The following is a 23070-nucleotide window of genomic DNA, read 5'->3' on the forward strand; positions in this document are numbered from 1 at the left end:
GCCGTCTGCCCGCTCCTTCGCTCTCGGCCGGTTCCCCGGGATCAGGCAACCTTGTCCAGGGCGGCGCGCAGTTCAGCCCGCTCGCGCTGAAGGTTGGCGTTCTCCGGCGCAAAGCCGTGCGCGTGGTCGAGGACGCGCAGCGCGTCGGTTTGGCGGCCCAGCAGCACCAGCGATTGGGCCTTGTGGCGGTGGTAGAGCGGGTTCGTCGGGTCGGCGGCGATGGCGTTCTCCATCGCAGCCACGGCATCCTCATGCCGGCCGAGCGACCTCAAGCTGTTCGCCTTGTGGAACCAGAAATCGTACCGGCGCGCATCTTGCGCCAGCAGCCGATCCATTTCGGCAACCGCCTCTTCGTGGCGTCCGAGTTCGCGCAGGTAGTTGGACTTGTGATAGCGATGGAACGGCAGGTCCGGCTTTTGCTCAATCGCCGTGTCGTATTCGCGCAGCGCCAGTTCCGGCTGTTTCAACAATCGGTAGCAGTTCGCCGTGTAGAAGTAGAATTCAATGGCGTCCGGCGCCAGCCGCAGCACCGCCTTGTAGACGGAGATGGCCTCGTCGTAGCGCTTCAGTTCGGACAGGAAATAGCCTCTGTAGTAGAGGAGGTCGAGGTTTGTGCCGTCCTGGACGAGTGCCCCGTCGATGGCGCGCAGGGCGTCCTCGTAGCGCTCCGTCCGGGCGAGGCTCTTCGCCTCGCGGATCGCGTTCTCGGCCGCGGAGGGCGTGGGCGCCTCCTTGCAGAGGATCGCGAGCACCCGCCGCTGGTTCAACTCGTGCGCGTGTTGCAGCGAGGACTTGCCGTCGCGGTCGGGCAAATTGGGGTCGGCGCCCGCATCGATCAGCGCTTCGACGATGTCGCCGTAGAGGCGCCCGCCATCGCCGAGGATTACCGCCTCCAGGAGCGCTGACCAGCCCAGATCGTTGGCGTGGTTCACGGCGATGCCGGCCTTTAGGCAGAGCTGGACCGTGCGCAGGTAGCCTTTCTCGCTGGAGGGCAGCAGAGCCGTCCCGCCGAAACGGTTCACGCTCTTCAAATCCGCACCACCGGCGATGGTCAGCTTCAGAATGTCATGGAAGCCGTTGGCGCCGGCGCAGAGGTAGGGAGTCAGTAGGGTAACGTCGCGGGCGTTGACGTCGCTGCCGGCCTCGATCAGGCGCTTGGCCAAGGCGACGTCGTTCCTCTGCGTCGCTACCATCAGGGCGGTGCGCCCGCCGGTGTCCTTCTGGGTGAGGTCCGCGCCTTCGCGCAGCAGGCGCTCAATGGTTGCGAAATCGCCCTCGGCGGCGGCGGCGATCAGCGTCGGGGTGGTGGACGGAACGTTCATTGGTGATCGTCCTTCAAACGGGTCCGCGGCATGTCGATGAGAGGGAGCGGGCTCGTCCGCGTGTTGCCTGCGAGCCCGCTCTGTGAGTGAGAATTGACGGTGCTCAGTCGCTCTCCTGGAGCTGTCGCGGCGCGGCGACGACGGGCAGCGCCTCAGCAATTTCGCTGCGCTGGTTGAGGTAGTGCTTCAGCAGGAAGACGCCGGCGATCATCAGGTAGGCGTAGACAAGCGGCATGGCGGCCGGCTGAGCAAAGCCGACGCTCGGCGAATGGATGACACCGAACAGCACCAGCACCGCACCCACGACCGCCGCAACGGCGCCCCGGATCGGCTTGTCGAGGATGGCGAAGATCGCGATGCAGCCCCAGATCATGCTGCCCAGCGGCGCCCCGTTGCCGAGGTTCGTCAGGCCGACGTAGTAGACGCCCTTCTTGGCCAGCACGTCGGCGCCGACGACCTTGGCGCTGGTGCCGGCGGCCGACAGCACGTTGTTGGTCAGCGTCAGCGCCCAGTTGGCGATCCACGGGAAGAAGCAGACGAAGATAACGGGCACTTCGTTCTTCGGGGTCTCGCGCACCACTTGGTTGGCGGTGACGATGCCGATGTAGATCAGGATCGGGGCGACGGCGACCATCGGAATGACGGCGAGGAGGAACGCACCGAGGCCGAACAGCGTGACCAGCAGCATCGACGTGCCAGTCGCCAGGGTGTAGCCGATGCCCGCGCCGATCGACTTCCAACCGGCATGGCCGACGTAGACGGTCACCGGGAACGGGTTGCCGAACAGCATGCCGAGCGTGGACGACAGGCCGTTAGCCAGCATGACCGAGCGCGTCGGGTACGGATCGCCGGCGGCGTGCGCACTCTCGATGTTCTCCAGGTCGAAGACGTAGTTGGCCAAGCCCAGCGGCACCGCCGAGGCGAGGTACGGCACGGCGTGCGGCAGGCCCTCGATGAAGCTGCCGATGTGGAGCGACGGCGGGGTGAAGCCGAAGGAGGTCATCGACGCCTTGATGGCCTCGGGGCTTTGCAGCCCGAACGCCCACGCCAGAGCCGTGCCGACGGCGAGCAGCAGGAAGCCGGTCGGGATCTTCTTGAAGATCGGCGACTTGCCGAACCAGTTGATGAAGATGAGGATCATCACCACGAACGCGACCGTCGGCGTCTCGAACGACTGCAGCATCGGGTTCATGGCGAGCAGCAGCATGCCCAAACCGGCAAGACACGACAGCAGCACGGTGCGCGGGATGTTCCGGCGGATGACGTCGCCCAGGAACGACCCGGCGACCAGGATCATGGCCTCGACGAAGCACCAGACGAGCGCGATCTGCAGGGCGAACTCGGCATTCTTGGTCTGCAGGAAGACCGGCAGGATGACGAGGAACGTCACGGTGAAGATCGACGGGGCGCTCGGGCCGGACGGCAGCGCTGTGACATCCTTCCGCCCGGTGGCCTTCACCACCCGCAGCGCGAAGATGGTGTACCAGACGCTGGCCGCGAACACGGCGAGACCGAAGGCTGGTGCGATGCGCCCGTAGACCATGTCCTTCGGCAGGCCGACGACGAACACCAGAAGCCCGATCATCGTGAGGAGATTGGTCAGGTTATTGGACAGAAGCCCAAAATACCCGGCCCAGTCTCCTCTTTTCCAGAATATAGACCTATCCACATTAGCCTCCTGTAGGCTGACAAACATCGGCGTGCGATGTGGTGTGGAGATGTGCTGCGTGAGATCACAGGAAGTCGACCACGACACGTTACTCACGCTCAGGGCGGCGGCCTCTTAGGCCGGCGGAGCCTCAACATTTCTACACCTATCGGGGTGTCCTCCGCCGGCGAGCTATTCTTCTGCCAGCTTGTCATAAGGCGAGGGGCGCCCAGTTGCCGGGGATAAAAGCAAAGGCCGTGCCAAGTCATGGGGCAGGGAAAATGGGGGGATGGGCGCCGAGCGGAGAGGGAGCGCCCTTGCATTCGGCCATTGCAGTTCGCAACGGTCCGGCCCGACCAGCGCAAAAAGGCACGGCCTTGCCCGGGCTGTTTTCAAGTCCACCCGCCAAGCGCTGGCCCGCAAGCGGTTTGCTCGGCCAGCATCGGGTGCGTGTCTGTCGTCCGGCACCGGGAATGCATCAGGACTGCGAATCCGCCCGTCCATGCCCTAGCGTTGACGATCGGACTCTTCCCTGAAAGCTTAGGGCCTCACAGCCCAATGCTGGTCACCATGAGCGCGGCAATGAGAAGTGCCCCGATATCTTCCTCGTTTTTCACCCTGGTGATGGCCACCAGCGCCGGGCGCCGCATCGTCGGCGGCGGTGTGCTGGTGATCGCGCTGGTGTTGATCGGAGCCGGACTGGCCTCGTTGCAGCGATACGCCGATGAGACCGAAGCCGCGCGGCGCGCGACCGGCAATGTCGCCCTGCTGATCGCGGAAGAACTGTCCCGCACCATCGAGGCGGTCGATGCGGTGTTCAAGGGGATCGCCAAGCAGGTCGTCGACAACGCCGAGGGATCGGCAGGCGATCAGCAAGACTGGCTTCGTTCGGAAGCCCTGCATGGCATCATGCGCGAGCGCAAGGCCGGCATTCCGGTCGTGGACCGCGTCTGGCTGCTGGACAGCACCGGAATGGTGCGGAACTCCTCGGAGATGTATCCGACACCCCAGCTCGACGCGCACGAGCGGTCCTTCTTCCAGAGGCTGATCGAGAACCCCTCGCGCGAGGCGGTGGTCAGCGGTGCGATCCGCAGCCTCATCGACGAGGATTGGATTTTCGTGTACGCCCGGCGCCTGCGCGATGCCGACGGCCGCTTTGTGGGCGCTCTGACGGCCGCGCTGCGGGTGCAGCGCTTCGAGGAGGCGTTCGGGCGCATTTCGCTGGGTAAAGACGGCGCCATCTGGCTCGTGCATGACGAGACGCAGGAAGTGTTGGCGCGCCACCCGCGCCTGGAGCCCCTGTACGGCAGCACGACCAGCGCACGCTGGGACCGGTTGGGACCTTCGGCGGTGTCCTTCTGGTTCGACGACCAGGACGGAACCACCCGCCTGGTCGGTGCTCAGAAGGTCCGCGATGTTCCCATCTGGGTGATGGCCTCACAGTCCTATGGGGCGATGCTCGACACGTGGTGGGATCAGACGCTCGGAATCATCGGCATCGCTGGAGCCGCCATCCTGGCGCTGGCGGCCTTGATGCTGAACCTGGCGGCGCAGATGGCGCGGCATGAGCAGATGGAGGACGCTCTGCGCGAGAGCGGCCGGGCCAAGGCCGACTTTCTCGCCACCATGAGCCATGAGATCCGCACGCCACTCAACGGGATCATCGGGATGGCCGGGCTGCTGCTGGACACCGCGTTGAACCCGGAGCAGCGCCGCTTCGCCACGACTCTGCGCGGATCGGCGGATCACCTGCTGCTGATCGTCAACGATATCCTGGACATGTCCAAGCTGGATGCCGGCCAGCTCGACTTCGAAGAGGTCTCTTTCGACCTCGACGAATGCGTTCAGACCGCTCTGGAGGTGCTGTCCCCGCGGGCGCACGGCAAGGGCATCGACATTGGCTATGTGATCGCCCCAGATGTTCCTCGATGCCTTGTCGGGGATCCTGGCCGGCTGCGTCAGGTTCTCTTCAACCTCGTCGAGAACGGCATCAAGTTCACCGAGCAGGGCGGTGTCGCCGTCGAGGTCCGGCGCATCGATGGAGAGACCTTGGAACTCCTGGTCCGCGATACCGGGGAGGGGATCGCGCCCGACGTCCTGCCGCGTCTGTTCACGGCCTTCGTTCAGGGGGACAGTTCGACGGCGCGTCGGCACGGCGGCACGGGGCTCGGCCTCGCCATCTGCCGGCGGCTGGTCGAGCGCATGGGGGGCGAAATTTCCGTCAACAGCGTTCCCGGCCGAGGCAGCACCTTCCGGTTCACGGTGCGGCTGAAGAGCACCGCCTCGGGTGAGGACGTCCCCGGACGCCCCCCGGTCCTGTCCGGGCTGCGGGTGCTCGTCATCGACCGCAGCGCCTTTGCCCGCGACCTATCCACTCGTCTTCTGCGTGCGCTTGGCGCCACGGTGCAGGAGGTTGAGAACACCGGCGATGGTCTATCGGTGCTGCGCCGCGCGGCGGCCGGCGGCGTGCCGTTCGATGCGGTGCTGTTCGATCCCCGTGGCTCCGGCACGGACGGCACCGGCTTTGTGAACGTGGCGCGCGGCGAGCCGATGCTCGCGCGGACGCGGCTCGTCCAGGCCGTCTCATCGGTCCAGAACCCGGATCCCGGACAAACGGCTCCTGCTGGCGCCGATGACGTCCTGAGAAAGCCCCTCATGCCGGACGCGCTCGGCCGCTGCCTGTTGCCCGGGAGCATGGGCGAGCGCGATGCCGGGGCCAGCGGGAACGCTCCACCGGAACGGCCAATCTCCACGCCTGAAGCCCGGCGCCGGCTCCGCATCCTCCTGGCGGAGGACAATCACACCAACCAGGTTGTCGCACTGACCATGCTCGAGCGCATGGGATACCGTGTGGACGTCGCCGGCAACGGTGTCGAGGCGGTGGAGGCGGTGCTGGCGCGGCCCTACGATCTGGTCCTGATGGACATGATGATGCCGGGCATGGATGGCCTGGACGCGACACGAGCCATACGGACCCTGCCGGGCCATGCCCGAGACATTCCCATCCTGGCGCTGACCGCCAACGCGTTTGCGCACGATCGTGAAGCGTGCCTGAACGCCGGGATGAATGGTTTCATCGCCAAGCCCCTCACCGCGGAGCGATTGGCCACGGCAATCGCTCCTTACCTTCAGGATGAGGAACCGGAGGTGGGCGAGGACGTGGCGCTCGACGAGGGGGCGCTCACCACGTTGCTGCGCGACCTCGGGCGCGAGGGGCTGATGGAAGCCGTTGCGGCCTTCGTCGCCGATGCGCCGAAGCGCCTGGAGCGGATGCGCAAAGAGCTGGACGCCGAGGAGTCTCGCTCACTCGCCATGGAGGCCCATGCGCTCAAGAGCATCACGATGACTTTCGGCTTGCCCGAGCTTGCCAGCCGTGCTCAAGACATCGAACTGCGCGCTAAGGCGGGCACGCCCGTGGGGCCGAGTGACCTGGAAAGGCTTGCGGCCGCCCTTCGGAGCGCACTTCCGCGTGTCCGGCAGTGGGCATCCGAGACCTCGCCGGATACCCGGCTCTGAGGCTCGGACTTACCCCGCTTCTTCGGAGCGCCAGTGCTGACGCTTGCGATGAATGGTGGAAACGTTGATCCCCAGGCGGTTTGCCGCTTCTGTTAGATTGCCTCCGCACAGCGCCACCGCGCGCTCAATCGTATCGCGCTCGACCTCGGCCAGTGGACGGATCACCTCACGCGTCACCAGCTCGGCGCCGAATGGAGGAGGCCGCGCAGCAGATGGGGCTGGGGCGGCCGATTCAGTGCGCAGCCATGCGGGAAGCATGTCGGGCGTCACCAACTCGGCATCGTGCATCACGACAATGGAGCGGACCATGTTCTGGAGTTGGCGGATATTACCCGGCCAGCGGAAGCCTCGCAGCAGCGCTTCCACTTCTGGTGTGAAGCCATGAAAGCGGCGCCCTTCCAGAACCCCATACTCCGCAAGGAAGTGATTTGCGATGAGCACCACATCCCGCCCCCGCTTGCGCAGCGGCGGCAGCTCAATGGGGAGGACATAGAGCCGGTAGTAGAGATCCTCGCGGAAGCGTCCCGCCTGCACTTCGGCGAGCGGATCGCGGTTGGTGGCGCAGACGATCCGCACATTCACCGACCGGGTCCGATCACTGCCAACGGGCTGGACGACACCAGTCTGTAGAAAGCGCAAGAGCTTGACCTGTAGGGCAAGTTCCATGTCGCCGATCTCGTCCAGGAAGAGAGTGCCGCCGTCCGCTTGGACGACCAGACCGGCGCGGTCCGTGGTTGCTCCCGTGAAGGCGCCGCGGACATGCCCAAACAGCTCGCTTTCCATGAGCTCCTTTGGGATTGCGCCGCAGTTAACGGCAACGAACGGACGGTTGCGGCGCTCAGAGCGGCGGTGGATGGCCTCTGCAGTGACCTCCTTCCCCGTCCCACTCTCGCCGGTGATGAACACGGTGGCCGAGCTTCGGGCCGCCTGCTCAATGACCCGGTAGACCGCTTGCATTGAGAGGTCCGAGCCGATAAAGCCTTCGAACCGGCCCGTCGCCAAGTCGGCGCGTAGCGTGTCGACGATGCTGAGCAGCTGTTTGCGTTCCAGAACATGGCGCAAGGTGGTGAGCAGCCGCTCCGCTTCGATTGGCTTAGTTAAAAAGTCGTCGGCGCCGGCCCGCATGGCCTCTACCGCGGCTTCCACCGATCCATGCGCAGTCACCACGACGACGGGAACGTTGTTGCCCGCGTCTCGCAGCTCCTGCAGCAGATCGATGCCCCTGCCATCCGGCAGCTCCAAATCGAGCAGCACCGCCGCCAGCTCAGCGTCCGGCAGCAGCACCCGAGCTCGCGCGAGGGTGTCGGCATGAAGCGATGCGAACTGTCCCCGCTCCAGCTGCTTGGCATAGATAACCGCCAGCGGCTGTGCGTCTTCGACGATGAGGACCAAGGGGGGCGACATAGAGATCCCTTTTCACGATCCGAGTACGTAGACCAAGCCGCTCCGCGGCACATCGTAGCGCACTGCCGCAACATATGGGCCGCGGCAGCATGGTTTCAAAATGCCATACCCATCTCTGGGGAAATGCAGCATGGCGCATGAATGGTGCCTTCCTCCCTGGCCTTCACGCCAGCGTGTTGCACGGAGGTGGCGCAGTTTGAAAAGGCCCCTTTCCCCTTCCCTTGCTCAGGCAACGCGGACGGACTCTGGGCGTCCCAGGTCGAGCATGCGGTTGAGCACCTCGGAGGCAATGGTGACCTCAATGGCCTGGGCGGCATCGGTATGAAAGCGCAGGGCCGGTCCGATGACCTGCTTCCAGCGGCCGATCTGCCCCTCCACCCGGGCCCGTGTGTTGTACCCACTGCCGCACTGCCACGCCATTCGCCCCGCCTCAGCGATCGTCTGGATGTGACGGTCGCGCTGGGTGGGGGCGGTGTCGGCCGTGGCGCCGGGCACGGCGTCGGCGCGAGGCGGTGCCACCACCGTGGCCTCGGGATGGAGTTCGTGCACGGCCGCGTAGACCGCGGTCCGGTCATAAGCGCCGCCCCCATGACGGAGGCCACCGGTTCGCCGATCTGATCGAGCAACGGGCCGACCTGGGCGGCATCATCCACCGCGCGGTCGGTCAGCGTGGTGGCGACGATCCGGCCGCTCGCCGCGTCCACCCCGATGTGCAGCTTCTTCCAGGATCGCCGTTTCTTGGTGCCGTGTTTCTCGATCAGCCATTCCCCCGGCCCGCACAGCTTCAGCCCGGTGCTGTCCACCAGCAGGTGAACGGGACCGGTGGATGAGCGTGGCTGAGCGGGCCGTGGAACGGTTCGGGCACGCCGGGCGATGGTGGTGTGATCGGGCACCCGCAAGTCAAGCCCGAGCAGATGGAGAATGGAACCGATCAAGCCTTCGGTCTGGCGCAACGCCAGATGAAACACCGCGCGCAGCATCAGCGCCGTCGTGATAGCGAGGTCGGAGTAGGCGGGCTGCCCGCCCGGCGTGGTCCGGGGCGTTGCGCCGGCGTGGCATCGTATTCGCTCCAAGTTCTCACCCGCCGCTTGGGTCGGGGAATATGATGACGACGGGCGGCGTTCGCTTTGTGCGGCAAGGGACGGGACCAAGGCGAGGACGGGGCCTTTGCCTACGCCGGCACGCCCATCCGTGCAACACGCTGCCCTTGAGTGAATAAGGGTTTACCCGGTTATGAACCAGTCAGTTTGCACTTGATGTCGGCGAACCCCGGTCAGGGTGACATCATCGTTGTTGGAGAAGACGATCACCGCGTCTCCGGCGCCGTTGGCGGTCAGTGTGTAGGTCAGCCCGCCCCTCAGCTGGATGCGGTCGCCCTCGGCGGCGTTGAAGTCGGTGATCACGTCGTGCCCGTCACCGAGCCCCTCGGCGAAGCGCTGCCCGAAGACGAACACGTCCGCCCCGCCACCGCCGGTCAAGGTGTCGTTGCCCAGATCGCCGAACAGCAGGTCGTCGCCCAAGTCACCGAACAGAAGATCGTCGTCGCGCCCGCTGTACAGCGTGTCGCTGCCCATCCCGCCGTACAGTGTATCGGCTCCTATGTTGCCGAACAGAAGGTCGCTGCCCGTGTTGCCGAAGACGAGATCGGCACCATTGCCACCCGACAGTGTGTCGTTGTCGGCACCGCCTGTCAGGGCATCGTCGCCCAAATCCCCGTTCACGACGTCGCTGCCGTCGTCTCCGAACAGCGCGTCGTTCTCGCGCCCGCCATACAGGGTATCGTTGTCCCGGCCCCCGTACAGGGTGTCGGCGCCGGTGTTGCCGAACAGCGCATCGGCGCCGGTGTTGCCGAGCAGCAGGTCGTTGTCGCTGCCGCCGAACAGGGTGTCGTGGTCCTCGCCGCCCTGGACGGTGTCGTTGCCCTCGTCGCCGTACAGCACGTCGTTGCCGGTCTTGGAGCCGACGAAGTCGTCGCCACCGCCGCCGTGCAGCGTGTCGTCGTCCGCGCCCAGCACGATGTACTGGCTGGCGCCGTCGCCGAACACATGCTGCGAGCCGGCACCGCCAATGACACGGGCTGGGCCGATGACGGCGGCGAAATCGACGTTCTCCAACTCGATTTCCACGCCCTGGGGCAGGCCGCGGGTGTCGATGACCAACGCGGTCATGACTGGATTGGCCTCCGTCGTCGGGGTAGCGCCGATCACCAGCCGTTGCCCCGAAGCCATGGCCTCCGGAGACATCGTCGGCACGACGGTCTGAACGAGCAGCGGCGTGGCGGTCGGCAACGCCGAGAGGAAGGTGGAGCCGCCTCCGGTCAGGTTCGTCTGATCCGCCGAGCCCGCCTCGGTCCGGGCACGGATCTCGGTGATCAGATCGTTGAGCGAGTTGCCGGCCACCTTCGGCGCGGTCTGGCCGGACACCTGCAAGCCGACCCCGACCGGGATCTGCGCCGATAGCAGGGCTTGTCCCGCCGTGGTCGTGATCAGGGGAATATCGGCGACGCCGTTGTTGCCGACCGATTCGACGCGGGATGCCGTCACCACCGGGATGGTGATGGTGCGCGACACCGTGCCATCGTTGTTGAACGTCTGCCGTTGCTCGACGGCCACGCCATCGATCTCCGTCGACACGGGCGCCGAGGGGGGCGGCGGGCTGGCGGGTTCCGCGACCGTCGTGAAGGCGAAGGCGGGCACGCCGCCGACCACGCCGATGCCACCATAGGCATTGCCCGCGAGGTCGGTGAAGGCGCCCTGGGGGACCTCCAGGTAATAGCCCGTGCCGTACCCCAGCGACACCCCCGGATTGATCGTGACGGTGCTGCCGCTGATCTGCACCAGGGTGGTATCGGTCGCCGAGACCGAAGCGACCGTATCGCCAGTTCCCGCAGCCTTCACGAGAATCGTGCCGGTTCCCCGGGCGACCGCTTCGCTGAAGGTCAAGGACAGGCCGGGGGTGAGCGCCACGCCCACCGCGTTCTGCGACGGGGTCTGGCCGACCAGCGTGGGCGCCACCGTGTCGAGCGTCAGGATGAAGGGCGCCGAGGCGGGCGAATCCGCCCCGTCCGCGTCCCGCACCATCGCCGTCAGCGTCTGGCTCGTCCCCGACAGGGTGCCGGTGGTGAAGGACCAGGCGCCGCTGCCGTCGGCGGTCGTCGTTCCATGCAGGTGGGGCCCGGCGTACAGCGTCACCAGCCCGGAGGCCAGCGTGGTTCCGGTCAGGGTCGGCGTGCGGATGTTGGTCCGGTTATCCCCCGGGATCCCGCTGTCCGACAGGGGAGCCAGCGCCATCGTCGGCGCCGTGGGCGCCGCCATGATGGTCAGGATCAGTCCGCCGCTCGCGGTGGAGCTGTTGCCCGCCTGATCAACCGCCACGGCGGTGAGGGTGTGCAGGCCGGTGGCGAGGCTGGCGACCCCACCCGACCACACCCCGTTCTCGTCGGCGTCGGTCTCGCCGACCAGCGTCGCCCCGTCGTAAAGGCGGACGCGGGCGTTCGCCTCCGCCGTGCCGGTGACGGTGGGCGAGGACACGTTGGTCATCCCGTTGCCGGCAACGCCACTGTCGCTGTCGGGATCGAGCGTCAGGGTGCCCGGCTGGGTGGGGGCGATCGTGTCGATGGTCACGGCCAGGCCCGACGCGGCGACCGTCCTGTTGCCGCTGCCATCGACCGTCGCCATTGAGATCATGCTGGTGGTCGCGGTGTTGCCGGCGACATCCACCGCCTCGATCGAGATCTGCCGCGTGCCCTCGCTCAGGGTGGCGGAGGTGATCGTCCAGTTGCCGGACGCGTCCGCCGTCGTGACCCCCTTCACGGTCGCGCCGTCGTAGAGCGTGACGCTGCTCAGCGCCTCCGCCGTACCATGGAAGGTCGGGGTGACCTTCCTGGTCACGAGGTCGCTGTCGTCGAGCCCGGTGTCGGACGCCACCGCCATGAACAGCGAGGGCGTCGCCATCGTGGTGTCGACGGTCAGCGTCAAACCGGCCGAAGCGAGGCTGGTGTTGCCGGCCGCGTCCACAGCGCGTGCGGTCAGCGTATGGGTGGCCTCGCCGAGGACGCTCGTGGTGATGGTCCAGGCCCCGAGTCCGCTCGCCGTCGCCTGACCGACGAGGTTGGAACCGTCGTACAGCGAGACGACGCTGTTGGCCTCGGCGTTGCCGGTCACCGTCGGCGTGGTGGCCTTGGTGATCCCGTCGCTGGTCGACCGCCCAATGTCGGAGCCGGCGGCGAAGGCCAGTCCGCTCGGCGCCGCGATGCCGGTGTCGATGGTGACGATCAGCGCGGCGGAGGCCGGGCTGCTGTTGCCGGCGACGTCCACCCCGGTTGCGGTGAGCGTGTGGGTGCCGTCGCTCCAGCCAGACGCGGTGAAGGACCAGGAACCCGATCCATCGGCCGTGGCGGTACCGACCACGGCCGTGCCGTCGCGCAGCGTCACCACGCTGTTCGCCTCGGCCAGCCCCTGGATACTGGGCGAGTTGATTTTGGTGATCCCGTCCGTGCTGGAGACACCGCTGTCCGATGCGGTCACCAGATCGAGGGCGGACGGCGTGGTCGCGGTGGTGTCGATCGTGACGGTCAGGGCGGCGGAGGCCGCGCCCGTGTTGCCGGCCACATCGACGGCGAGCGCCGTCAGGCTGTGCAGGCCCGCCGACAGCGCGGCGGAGGTCGTGATCGTCCACAGCCCGGCCCCATCGGCGGTCGCCGTGCCGAGGCTGGTGGCGCCGTCATAGAGGGTCACGGTGCTGCCAGCGTCGGCCGCCCCCGTGATGGTCGGCGCGGTGACGTTGGTCAGCCGGTCGTCGGAGAAGGTGCCGCTGTCCGAGGCCGCCGCCAGGGCGAGCGTCGGCGATCCCGGCGCCGTGCTGTCGATGGTGATGGTCAGCGCCGCCGAGGCGATGCTGGTGTTCCCCGCCACGTCGATCGTCCGCGCCGTCAGGGCGCGGGTGCCCTCGGCAAGGCCGCCGGACTGGATCGACCAGCTGCCGGCGCCGTTGGCTGTGCCGGTGCCGACCAGCGTCGCGCCGTCGTACAGCATGACGACGTTGCCGGCCTCGGCCGTGCCGGTGACGGCCGGCGCGGTGAAGCGGGTGATGCTGTCGAGAAAGCTGCCGCTGTTCGACGCCGCCGCCAGCGCAAGACCGGTCGGCTCCGCCGCGACCGTGTCGATGGTGACCACGAGACCGGGCGACTGGCCGCTGGCGTTGCCGGTGACGTCCACCACGCTGGCGGTCAGCGTGTGCTCCCCCGCCCCCAGGCTCGGGGTGGTGAAGACCCAGGTGCCCAGCCCGCTCGCCGTGACGGTGCCGATCGCGCCGCCATTGTCGTAGAGGGTGACGGCGCCGCCCGCCTCCGCCGAACCCTGGATCGTCGGGGTGACGATGTTGGTCCGGTTGTCGGTGGCGTTGCGCCCGCTGTCGGACCCGGCGGCGAGCACCGGCGCGCTCGGCGTGTCGCCGGTGACGTCGATGGTGACCGTCACGCCGTCCGTGCCGATGTTGCCGCTGCCGTCGTCGGAGGAGACGCTGATGTTGTGCGCTCCCCCGCTGAGCGGTCCGGCGGTGTAGAGCCAGATTCCGGAACCGTTGGCCGTCACCGTCGCCTGCGGGCTACCGCCCAGCGAGACGATGACCGGACGGTTGGCTCCCGCCATGCCGGTCAGGACCGGGCTCGTGTTGCCGGTGATGCGGTCGCCCTGAACCCCGGTGTCCGAAGCGCTGTCGAGCGCGACGGTGACGCTGTCGGGAACGGTGTCGACGACGACGGTGAGCGACGCGGAGGCGTTGCTGGTGTTCCCGGCCAGATCCACGATGGTCGCGAACAGTGTGTGCGGCGTGCCGGTTCCGCCGGCCAGGGTCTGGTTGCTGGTGATGGCCCAGAAGCCGGCGCCGTCCGCCGTGGTGCTGCCGAGGTTGGTCGATCCCTCGAACAGGGTGACGGTGCTGCCTGCTTCCGCCAGGCCGTTGATGGTCGGGGTCTGGCTGGACGTCCGCAGATCGCCCAGGATGCCGCTGTCGGACGCCGCCGCCAGCGCCAGACTGCCCGGCGGCACGGCGCCGGTGTCGATCGTCACCACCAGGGCCGAGGAGGCGGCACCGGTGTTGCCGGCCGCGTCGATGGCGACGGCGAACAGCGAGTGCGCCGTCCCGCTGTCCGAACCGGCGAGCGCCGAGCCGGCGGTGATCGTCCAGAATCCGCCCGTGGCGGTCGCGGTGCCGAGCGCCGTGGCGCCGTCGTAGAGCACGACCGTGCTGCCCGCCTCCGCCGTGCCCGTGACGGTCGGGGTGGTCACCGAGGTGACGCGGTCGTTCGGCCGCGCGCCGCTGTCGGACGCGCCGGTCAGCGCCAGCGTGCCGGGCGCGTCCGGTGCGGTGATGTCCACCGTGATGCCGAGCGCGGCGGACGCGTTGCTGGTGTTGCCGGCGACATCGACAAGCCAGGCCGTGAGGCTGTGAGTGCCGGCGCTGAGGCCGCTGCTGGTGACCGTGAAGAGGCCGTCGGCGCCGGCGGTGCCGGTGCCGACGAGGCTGGCGCCGTCGTAGAGCTGGACGAGGCCGTTCGCCTCCGCCGTGCCGACGCTGCCCACCAGGGTGGGCGTTCCGGTGTTGATCAGGCGGTCGGTGGAGGAGATGCCGCTGTCCACCGCCAGCGCGAGTCCGGTCGGAACGGCCGCCGCCGTGTCGATGGTGACGAGGAAGTTCGCCGAGGCGGTGGAGGTGTTGCCCGCCGGATCCACCGCGACGGCGGACAGGGTGTGGGTGGTGGCGGTCAGCGTGGGCAGACCGAACGACCAGAGTCCCACCCCGTTCGCGGTGACCGTTCCAAGCGCGGTGGCGCCGTCATAGACGGTCACGGCGCTGTTCGCCTCCACCGTGCCGGTGACGGTCGGGGCGGCGTTGCGGGTGATGCCGTCGGTGCTGGACGATCCGGTGTCCGTCGCGGCGGTGAGCGAGAGCGCCGAAAGGGTCGGCGCCACCGTGTCGATCGTGACGCTGAGCGGCGTGTTCGCCGCGCTGACGTTGCCGGCGGCGTCGGCGACGGTGACGCTGAAGTTGTGCTGGCCGCTCGTCAGGGCGCTGCCGGGGGCGACCGTCCAGACGCCGCTCCCGTTCGCGACCGCCGTGCCGACCGCCGTGGCGCCGTCGTAGAGGGTGATCGTGCTGTTGGCCTCGGCCGTTCCCGTCAGGCTGGGCGTGGCGAGGCGGGTGATGCGGTCGGTCGTGCTGAGTCCGGTGTCCGAACCCGCCGCGAGCGCCATCCCCGTCGCCGCGTTCGGCGCGATGGTGTCGATGGTGACGACGAGGGCGGCGGAGGCCCCGCTCGTGTTGCCGGCGAGGTCCACGCCACGCGCGGTCAGCGTGTGGTTGCCGTTGGAAAGCTGGGAACTGGTGACGGTCCAGGCGCCCGAAGGATCGGCCGTGGCGGAGCCGAGCAGCGTGGCTCCCTCGTACAGGTTGACCACCCCGCCCGGCTCCATCGTGCCGGTCAGATCGGGGGTGGAATCGTTGGTGACGGCGTCGCTGGTCAGGCCGCTGTTCGTGGCCGTGGACAGGGTCAGCGATGGCGTGGCGGCCGCGGTGTCGATCGTCACCATCAAGGTGGCCGATGTCGTCGAGGTGTTGCCCGCCGCATCGACCGCGACGGCGGTCATGCTGTGGGTGCCGGCCGCCAGCGTGGCCGGAAGGATCGACCAGGCGCCCAGCGTGGACGCCTCGGCCGTGCCCACCGCGAGGGCGCCGGCGTAAAGGATGACGGTGCTTCCCGCTTCCGCCGTGCCGCTCATCAGGGGCTGGGTCGCGGAGGTGATGCGGTCGCTGTTGGAGGCGCCGGTGTCCGAGGCCTGCGCCATCGCCAGGGTCGGCTGGACGGTGGAGAGATCGACGGTCACCACGAGGTCGTTCGACGCGGCCGAGCTGTTGCCGGCCCGGTCGACGCTGCGCACCGTCAGCGTGTGGCTGCCCGCCGCGAGCGCGTTGCTGGTGACGGTGAAGACGCCGAGCCCGTTGGCGGTCGCAGATCCCAGCGCCGATCCGCCCTTGTAGAGGGTGACGACGCTGAGCGCCTCGGCCGTGCCGACCACCTTGGGCGTGGCAAGGCGGGTCAGCCCGTCTGTCGCGGAGACGCCCGTGTCGGTCGCCGCCGACAGGGCGAGCCCGGTCGGCGCGTCGTTCACGGTGTCGATCGTGACGACGAGCCCGGCCGAGGATGCCGACGTGTTCCCCGCGAGGTCGATGGCGACCGCGCTCAGCGTGTGCTGGCCGTTGATCAGGGTGCTGCTGGACAGCGACCAGCTGCCGCTGCCGTCGGCGGTCGTCGTGCCGACGAGCTTCGTTCCGTCGTAAAGCTGCACGGCGGCGTAGCCTTCCGCCGTGCCGGAGACGAGGGGCGTGACGACGTTGGTCAGCCGGTCCGAGCCGTCCACGCCGCTGTCCGAGGCGAGCGTGAGGCCGGTCGGGGCCGACGCCGACAGATCGATTGTGACGGTAAGGACGTTGGAGGCGGTGGTGGTGTTTCCGGCGCCGTCCACCACGACCGCGTCCAGCGCGTGCGCGCCAGCGGAGAGCGTCGGCATCGCGACGAACCACAGCCCGGCGTCGCTCGCCGTGCCCGAGCCCATGAGCGTCGCGCCCTCGTACAGGGACACGACCGCGCCGGCCTCGGCGGTGCCGGCGACCGTCGGCGCCGCGATCCTGGTGATCGCGTCGTAGGACAGGCGTCCGCTGTCCGTCGCCGTCGTGAGCGCCACGCCGCTCGGTGGCGCGACGGCGGTGTCGATGGTGACGATCAGCGCGGCGGAGGCGCCGCTGGTGTTGCCGGCCGCGTCGACCGACCGGGCCGTCAGGGTGCGGATTCCGTCGGCGATGCTGCCGGTCGTGATCGTCCAGGCGCCGGTGCCGCTGTCGGCCGTGGCGCTGCCGACGTACTCCGAGCCGGTGTAGAGAAGGACGGTGCTGCCCGCTTCCGCCGTTCCGGTCAGGGTCGGCGTGTGCACCTTCGTCAGGCGGTCGCCCACCGTGCCGCTGTCGGAGGCCGGATCGAGGGCAAGCCCGGTCGGCGCGTCCGGCGCGGAGGCGTCGATGGTGATGACGAGGGCGGCCGAGGCGTTCGAGCTGTTCCCGGCGAGATCCACCAGGCGCGTGGTCAGCGTGTGTTCGCCGGCGGCGAGCGGTGCCGTGATCTGCCAGAGGCCGGCGCCGTCCGCCGTGGTCATGCCGACGAAGCTGCCGGCGTCGTAGAGCGACACCTGCGCGCCGGCCTCGACCGTGCCGGTGATGGTGGGCGACAGCAGCCGCGTCCGGTTGTCGCCGGTCACGCCGGTGTCGGAGGCCAGCGCCAGCGCCGGGGCCGAAGGATCGGCGACGGACAGATCGACCGTCACCGTCAGCGTTCCGGCGCCGGACGAGCTGTTGCCGGCGGCGTCCACCGCCGTGGCGGTCAGCGTATGCGCGCCCTCGGTGAAGCCGGACGCGGTGAAGGACCACGCGCCAGTGCCGTCGGCCACGGCGGTGCCCAGCGGCGTCGCCGATCCGTTGTCGTACAGGGTGACCGTGCTGTTCGCCTCGGCCGAACCGGTGATCGACAGGGTGGTGGCCTTGGTCCGGTTGTCGCCGGACGACAGGCCGGTATCGGACTCCGTGGTCAGCGCGAGGCCGCTCGGGTCCGGCGTGCCGGTGTCGATGGTGACGACCAGCCCGGCCGAGGCGGCGCCGGTGTTGCCGGCCGCGTCGATGGCGTGCGCGGTCAGGGTGTGGGAACCCGCCCCCAGCGTGCCGGCGGAGATGGCCCAGACGCCGCCCGTCGCGGTCGCGGTGCCGAGGGCGGTCGTGCCGTCGTGGAGGACCACGGTGCTGCCCGCCTCGGCGGTGCCGCTGATCGTCTGCGCCGCGACGTTGGTGATCCCGTCGTTCGGGGTGCCGCTGTCGGCGGACAGGGCGAGCGCGCCGGGAGCATCGGGGGCGACCGCGTCGATGGTGACGGCGAAACTGTCCGACAGCGCGCTGGTGTTGCCGGCGACGTCCACCAGGCGCGCCGTCAGGTCGTGCGAGCCGTTGCCCAGGGCGGAGGTGGTGATCGTCCAGGCGCCCGCGTTGTCGGCGGTGCCGGTTCCGAGCAGGCTGCCGGCCTTGTAGAGCGACACGGTGCCGCCGGCCTCCGCCGTGCCGGCGAGGGTCGGGGCCAGCACGCTGGTGATCCCGTCGCCGGGTGTGCCGCTGTCGGACACCAGCGTCAGGATGGCCGGAGCGTCGCCCGTGCGGTCGATGGTCACCGTCAGCTTGGCCGAGGCGGCGCCGGTGTTGCCGGCCACGTCGACGGCCTTGGCCGTGAGGTCGTGCAGGCCGGCGGACAGCGTGCTGGTGACCGCCCACAGGCCGTCGGCGTCGCTGGTCGCCACCCCGACGACGGTGGAGCCGTCCGTGTCGTACAGCGACACGACGCTGCCGGCCTCGGCGGTGCCGGTCACGATGGGATTCGCGGCGTTGGTGATCCGGTCGGTGCCGGAAAGGCCGCTGTCGGAGCCCGCCTGCAACGCCAATGTTCCGGGAGCGTCCGGGGCCGTGATGTCGATGGTGATCGTCAGGCCCGACGAGATGCCCAGCGCCGTACCGCCGTGCTGGCCGGATGCCTTCAGGGTGTGGGTCCCCTCCGACAGCGCGGATCCCGAGACGATGGTCCACAGGCCGCCGCCGTCGGCGACCGCCGTGCCGATGACGACGTTCAGCTCGCTGGACAGGGTGATCGTGCCGCCCGCCTGGGCGGTGCCGGTGAAGGTCGGCGCGGTGACGTTGGTGATGCGGTCGGCGGCCACGCCCGAATCGGAGGCGAGCACCAGCCCGCCCGGAATGCCGACGCGGCCTGCCAGCGTGACCTCAAGCTCCGAATCCGAGCTGCTGTTGCCGGCAGCGTCCATCGCGCGCGCAATCAGCGTGTAGGTCCCGCCCGCGAACTCCGGCGTGGCGATCGACCAGGCGCCGGTGCCGTCCGCCGTGGCGGTGCCGAGCAGATTCGTCGCGGCGGGGCTGTCGTAGAGCGAGACCACGCTGCCGGCTTCCGCGCTGCCGGTGATGGTCGGCGCGACGGAATCGCCGTCGCTCACCAGCACGCCGATTACCGGGGCGCTGGTGTCGATGGTGACGGCCAGCCCGGCGGAGGCCACGCTCGTGTTCCCCGCCACGTCCACGGCGCGGGCGCTCAGCGTCTGGAGGCCGGGATTCAGATTCGTGCTGGTGATGGACCACAGGCCGCCGTTGTTGGCGACCGCGCTGCCCACGGCGGTGACGCCGCTGTAGAGCGTGACCGTGGCGCCGGCCTCGGCGGTGCCGGTGACGGTCGGGGTCGTGACGTTGGTCAGGCGGTCCGTGCTGGAGCGGCCGCTGTCGGACGCCGTGGTCAGGGCGAGGCCGGTCGGCTGGTCGGACTGGGTGTCGATGGTGACGGTCAGGGCGGCGGAGGCGGCGCCCGTGTTGCCGGCAACGTCGGTCGCCCGCGCGGTGAGCGTGTGCGCGCCGGCGGCGAGGGACGAGGTGACGATCGACCAGGCCCCGGTGCCGGCATCGGCCAGGGCGGTGCCGAGGAGCGTGGCGCCGTCGTAGAGCGCCACCGTGCTGCCGGCCTCGGCCGTGCCGGTGATGGTCGGCGTGTGCAGCCGCGTGCGGCCGTCGCCGGCCGTGCCGGTGTCCGAGGCGGGATCCAGCGCGACCGCGACCGGCGCGTCCGGCGCCACCACGTCGATGGTGATGGCGAGCGCCTCGCTGTCGGTCGAGCTGTTGCCGGCCAGATCGACCGAGCGCGCGATGAGGGTGTGGTTCCCGCCGCCGAGCCCCGAGGGGGTGATGGTCCACTGGCCGTCGGCTGCCGCCGTCGCCTGCCCGAGGATGGTGGTTCCCTCGTACAGGGTGACCACGCTCGATCCCTCGGCCGTGCCCGCGACGGCCGGCGCCGTGTCCTTGGTGATGCGGTCGCCCGCGACGCCCGTGTCCGACGCGCCCGTCAGCGCCAAGCCGGTCGGGGCCGTCGCGGCGGTGTCGACCGTGACGACGAGGCCCGAGGACGCTAACCCGGTGTTGCCCGCCGCGTCGATCGCGCGGGCGCTCAGGGTGTGCGCACCGACGGAAAGGCCGCTGGTCGCGAACTCCCAGTTGCCCTGCGCGTTGACCGTGGCCGAGCCCAGCAGGGACGCTCCATCGTACAGAGCGACGACGCTGCCGAGCGCGGCCGTGCCGGTCACGACGGGCGCCGTGACGTTGGTCACGGCATCGGTCGTGCTGCGCCCGCTGTCGGTCGCCGCCGTCAGCCTGACGGAGCCGGGCGCGGCCGGCGCGGTGGTGTCGATGGTGACCAGCAGGCTGCCGGAGCCGTCGCGCGTGTTGCCGGCCGCGTCGCGCGCCCGGGTGGAGAAATTGTGGGCGCCCTCCGGCCGGGCGCTGGAGGTGATGGTCCAGGCGCCCGACAGATCGGCGGTCGCCGTCCCGACGACGTTGCCGCCGACCAGCAGGTCGATGACGCTGCTCGCCTCCGCGGTGCCGGTGAAGGTCGGGGCGGTGACGTTGGTGAGCCGGTCGGAACTGGAGGCGCCGCTGTCCGACGACGCCGTCAGCGAGGGGGCGGACGGGGCGGACGGCGGCGTGGTGTCGATGGTGATCGTCAGGGCGGCAGACAGGCCGCTGGCGTTGCCGGCCGGATCGACCGCCTGCGCCGTCAGCGTGTGTGCGCCTTCCGCCAGCGCGCCCAGCGTCGCCTGCCAGACACCGCTCGGGCTCGCGGTGGCGCTGCCGACGAGCGCGCCGCCGTTGTAAAGGCTGACGACCGCATTGGCTTCGGCGCTGCCCGAGATCGCCGGGGTGTTGATGGACGTCAGCCGGTCGCCCGGCGTGCCGGTGTCGCTCCCCGCCGCGAGGGCGAGGCCGGTCGGGGCGGGCGAGCTTGTGTCCACCGTGACGGCCAGGGAGGACGAGGCCGCGCTGGTGTTGCCGGCCGCGTCAACCGCGCGGGCGGTCAGCGTGTGCGCGCCCACCGCCAGCGGCGGCGCGGTGAGCGACCACGCCCCGGCGCTGTCGGCCGTCGTGGAGCCCAGCAGCGACGCGCCGTCGTAGAGGCTGACCACGCTGCCGGCCTCGGCCGTGCCGGCCGCGGTCGGCGCCGTGATCCTGGTGATGCCGTCGGTGGAGGAGGCGCCGGTGTCGCTCGCCGGGGCGAGCGCCAGCGACGGGGCGGACGGGGCCGCCGTGTCGATGGTCACCAGCAGGGCGTCGGAGGCCGCGCTTTCCATCCCCGAGCTGACGGACTTGGCCGTCAGCGTCCACACGCCGTCGCTGAGCGCGGTGTTGGCGGTGATGGACCATTGCCCGGCCCCGTTCGCGGTGCCGCTGCCCAGCGCCGTGCCGTTGCCGTACAGGTTGACCACGCTGCCGGCGGCGGCCGTTCCGGTCAGGGTCGGCAGCGTCGTCCGGGTCCGGGAGTCGCCCAGAACGCCGGTGTCCGAATCGGCGCTGAGGACCGGGGTGGACGGGGGAGCGGCCGCGATCGGGAAGGCCACGAGCCGGTCCTCGCCGCCGAGGTCGAGGGACTGGCCGCCGAAATAGACGGTCTCCACGCCGGAGACGAACACCGTGCCGGACGGCTGGTCGAAGACGAACACATCCGTGCCGGCGCCGCCGATCAGCGTCTCGACCGCCGACACCGCCACGGTCACGCCGCGCGCCGAGGCGGCGGCGGTGAGGCTGACGACGTCCTTGCCGGTGCTGCCGACCAGCGTTTCCAGAGCCTCGATCGCCACCGTGTTGCCGATGTCGCCGAGGATCATCGTCTCGACGCCCATTCGGCCGACCAGGGTCTCGATCCCCTGGACCCGCATGGTGGAGCCCGCGTTGTTCAAGGACACCACCGCGTCCTCGCCGGACGACCCGATGATGGTTTCCAGCAGCGACACCTGCATGGTGTTGCCGTCGCTGTTCCAGGCGATGGGCAGGGTGCCGACGATCGGCGTGCCGTCCCCCCGGTTCGTCATGGTGATGACGTCGTTGCCGCTGCCGCCAATCAGGGTGTTCAGGCTGGCAACGGTCATCGTGTTGCCGACGTCGATCAGGATGCCGGCGTTCTTGGAGCTGGTGCCGCCGACGAGCAGTTCGACCGACGAGACGGCGACCGTGCCGCCGCCGGTCTTCATATCGATCGTGCCCATCTTGTAGCCGTACGTCACGACGTCGCGACCGCTGCTGCCGATCACCGTCTCGACGAAGGAGACGCCGATCGTGCCGCCGCCGCCGAGCGTGAGGACGTCCCCGGCCCTGGATGCGTTGCCGAGGAAGACCTCGATGCCCTGGAGCGTGACGGTGTTGGCGCCGCCGGCGACCGTCCCGATGACGTCCTGGGTGCCGGAGGTCCCGATCACCTTCTCCACCATGGTGATCGTGGCGGTGGTGCCGACCTCGCCGGCCGCTCCGAAGGTGATGATGTCGTTGCCGGCACTGCCGATGATGGACTTCAGATAGCCGACCGACATCGTGTTGCCGGCCGCGCTGGTCAGCGTGATCAGGTTGGTGCCGGTGGCGGCGCCGATGATCGTTTCGATGTTCTCCACCGCCATGGTGGAGCCGGTGGACGCGACGAGGACCACATCCCGGCCGCTGCCGCCGTACATCGTTTCCAGCAGCCGGACGCTGATGGTGTTGCCGCCGTTGTAGGGCAGCAGCGTGACGACATCCTTCACCGCCGAACCGATAGGGTTGACGCCCCCGGTGATGTGGTCGAGCCGCGAGACGTAGAGCGTGTTGCCCGACGGCTGGAGCGTAATGCCGCGCGTGCCGTTTCCGATGATCCCGGTCCAGGCTTCGCCCTTGGCGAAGATGTAATCCGAACCGGCAGACAGCGTCAGCGTTTGTCCAGCACCCACGACAACCCCCACGTGTGAGCTTCCGAGCGAAAGCTTTGAATTTGTAGGCCCGATCCACGTGCCTTATGCTCGGGCCGACTAGAACAACAGGCAAAAAAGCTCAGCCCCGATCGAACGGGGCAGCACCACAGGCACTATAGGGGGATATTCTGAAAATAGTCCAAGGTCAAAACACAGCATTCCCCATCCACAACAGCTCATTAACCGTTCGTTAATCAATAGAGAAAAAATAAAACGGGCGGAGCCAACATAATCTCATTTTTCTTCGGGTTATTTTAGTTAGAGTAGAGATGGC

General features: G+C 69.0%; 5 protein-coding genes and 1 pseudogene. 1 reads left to right on the forward strand and 5 read right to left on the reverse strand.

Annotation, left to right across the window (positions count from 1 at the left end; all coding sequences use genetic code 11):
- Positions 1-41: 41 nt before the first annotated feature.
- Positions 42-1322 carry a tetratricopeptide repeat protein gene (locus tag J2852_RS27190; protein ID WP_209881750.1) on the reverse strand — a complete coding sequence of 427 codons (1281 nt, stop codon included), beginning with the start codon at positions 1320-1322 and terminating at the stop codon, positions 42-44.
- A gap of 103 nt (positions 1323-1425) precedes the next feature.
- The gene (locus J2852_RS27195; protein ID WP_209881752.1) at positions 1426-2907 is read right to left on the reverse strand and encodes a hypothetical protein; all 1482 of its coding nucleotides are present in this window, start codon (positions 2905-2907) and stop codon (positions 1426-1428) included.
- A gap of 621 nt (positions 2908-3528) precedes the next feature.
- Here J2852_RS27195 and J2852_RS27200 point away from each other — a divergent pair.
- The gene (locus tag J2852_RS27200; RefSeq protein WP_209881754.1) at positions 3529-6486 is read left to right on the forward strand and encodes a hybrid sensor histidine kinase/response regulator; all 2958 of its coding nucleotides are present in this window, start codon (positions 3529-3531) and stop codon (positions 6484-6486) included.
- Positions 6487-6495: 9 nt separating this feature from the next.
- Here J2852_RS27200 and J2852_RS27205 read toward each other — a convergent pair whose 3' ends face one another.
- From J2852_RS27205 to J2852_RS27215, 3 genes and pseudogenes are all read right to left on the reverse strand, one after another.
- Positions 6496-7878, reverse strand: a complete 1383-nt coding sequence (locus tag J2852_RS27205; protein WP_343206831.1) for a sigma-54-dependent transcriptional regulator — start codon at positions 7876-7878, stop codon at positions 6496-6498.
- A 237-nt stretch (positions 7879-8115) separates the two neighbouring features.
- Positions 8116-9028: pseudogene (locus J2852_RS27210) on the reverse strand (IS5 family transposase).
- Positions 9029-9113: 85 nt separating this feature from the next.
- The gene (locus J2852_RS27215) at positions 9114-22787 is read right to left on the reverse strand and encodes an Ig-like domain-containing protein (protein WP_209881759.1); all 13674 of its coding nucleotides are present in this window, start codon (positions 22785-22787) and stop codon (positions 9114-9116) included.
- Positions 22788-23070: the final 283 nt, after the last annotated feature.

The organism is Azospirillum soli, from assembly GCF_017876165.1.
Classification (GTDB): Bacteria; Pseudomonadota; Alphaproteobacteria; order Azospirillales; family Azospirillaceae; genus Azospirillum; species Azospirillum soli.

Coding starts and splice junctions, on each gene's coding strand:
- J2852_RS27190 (WP_209881750.1), bottom strand. CDS start 1,322: ATGAACGTTCCGTCCACCACCCCGACGCTGATCGCCGCCGCCGCCGAG.
- J2852_RS27200 (WP_209881754.1), top strand. CDS start 3,529: ATGCTGGTCACCATGAGCGCGGCAATGAGAAGTGCCCCGATATCTTCC.
- J2852_RS27195 (WP_209881752.1), bottom strand. CDS start 2,907: ATGATCGGGCTTCTGGTGTTCGTCGTCGGCCTGCCGAAGGACATGGTC.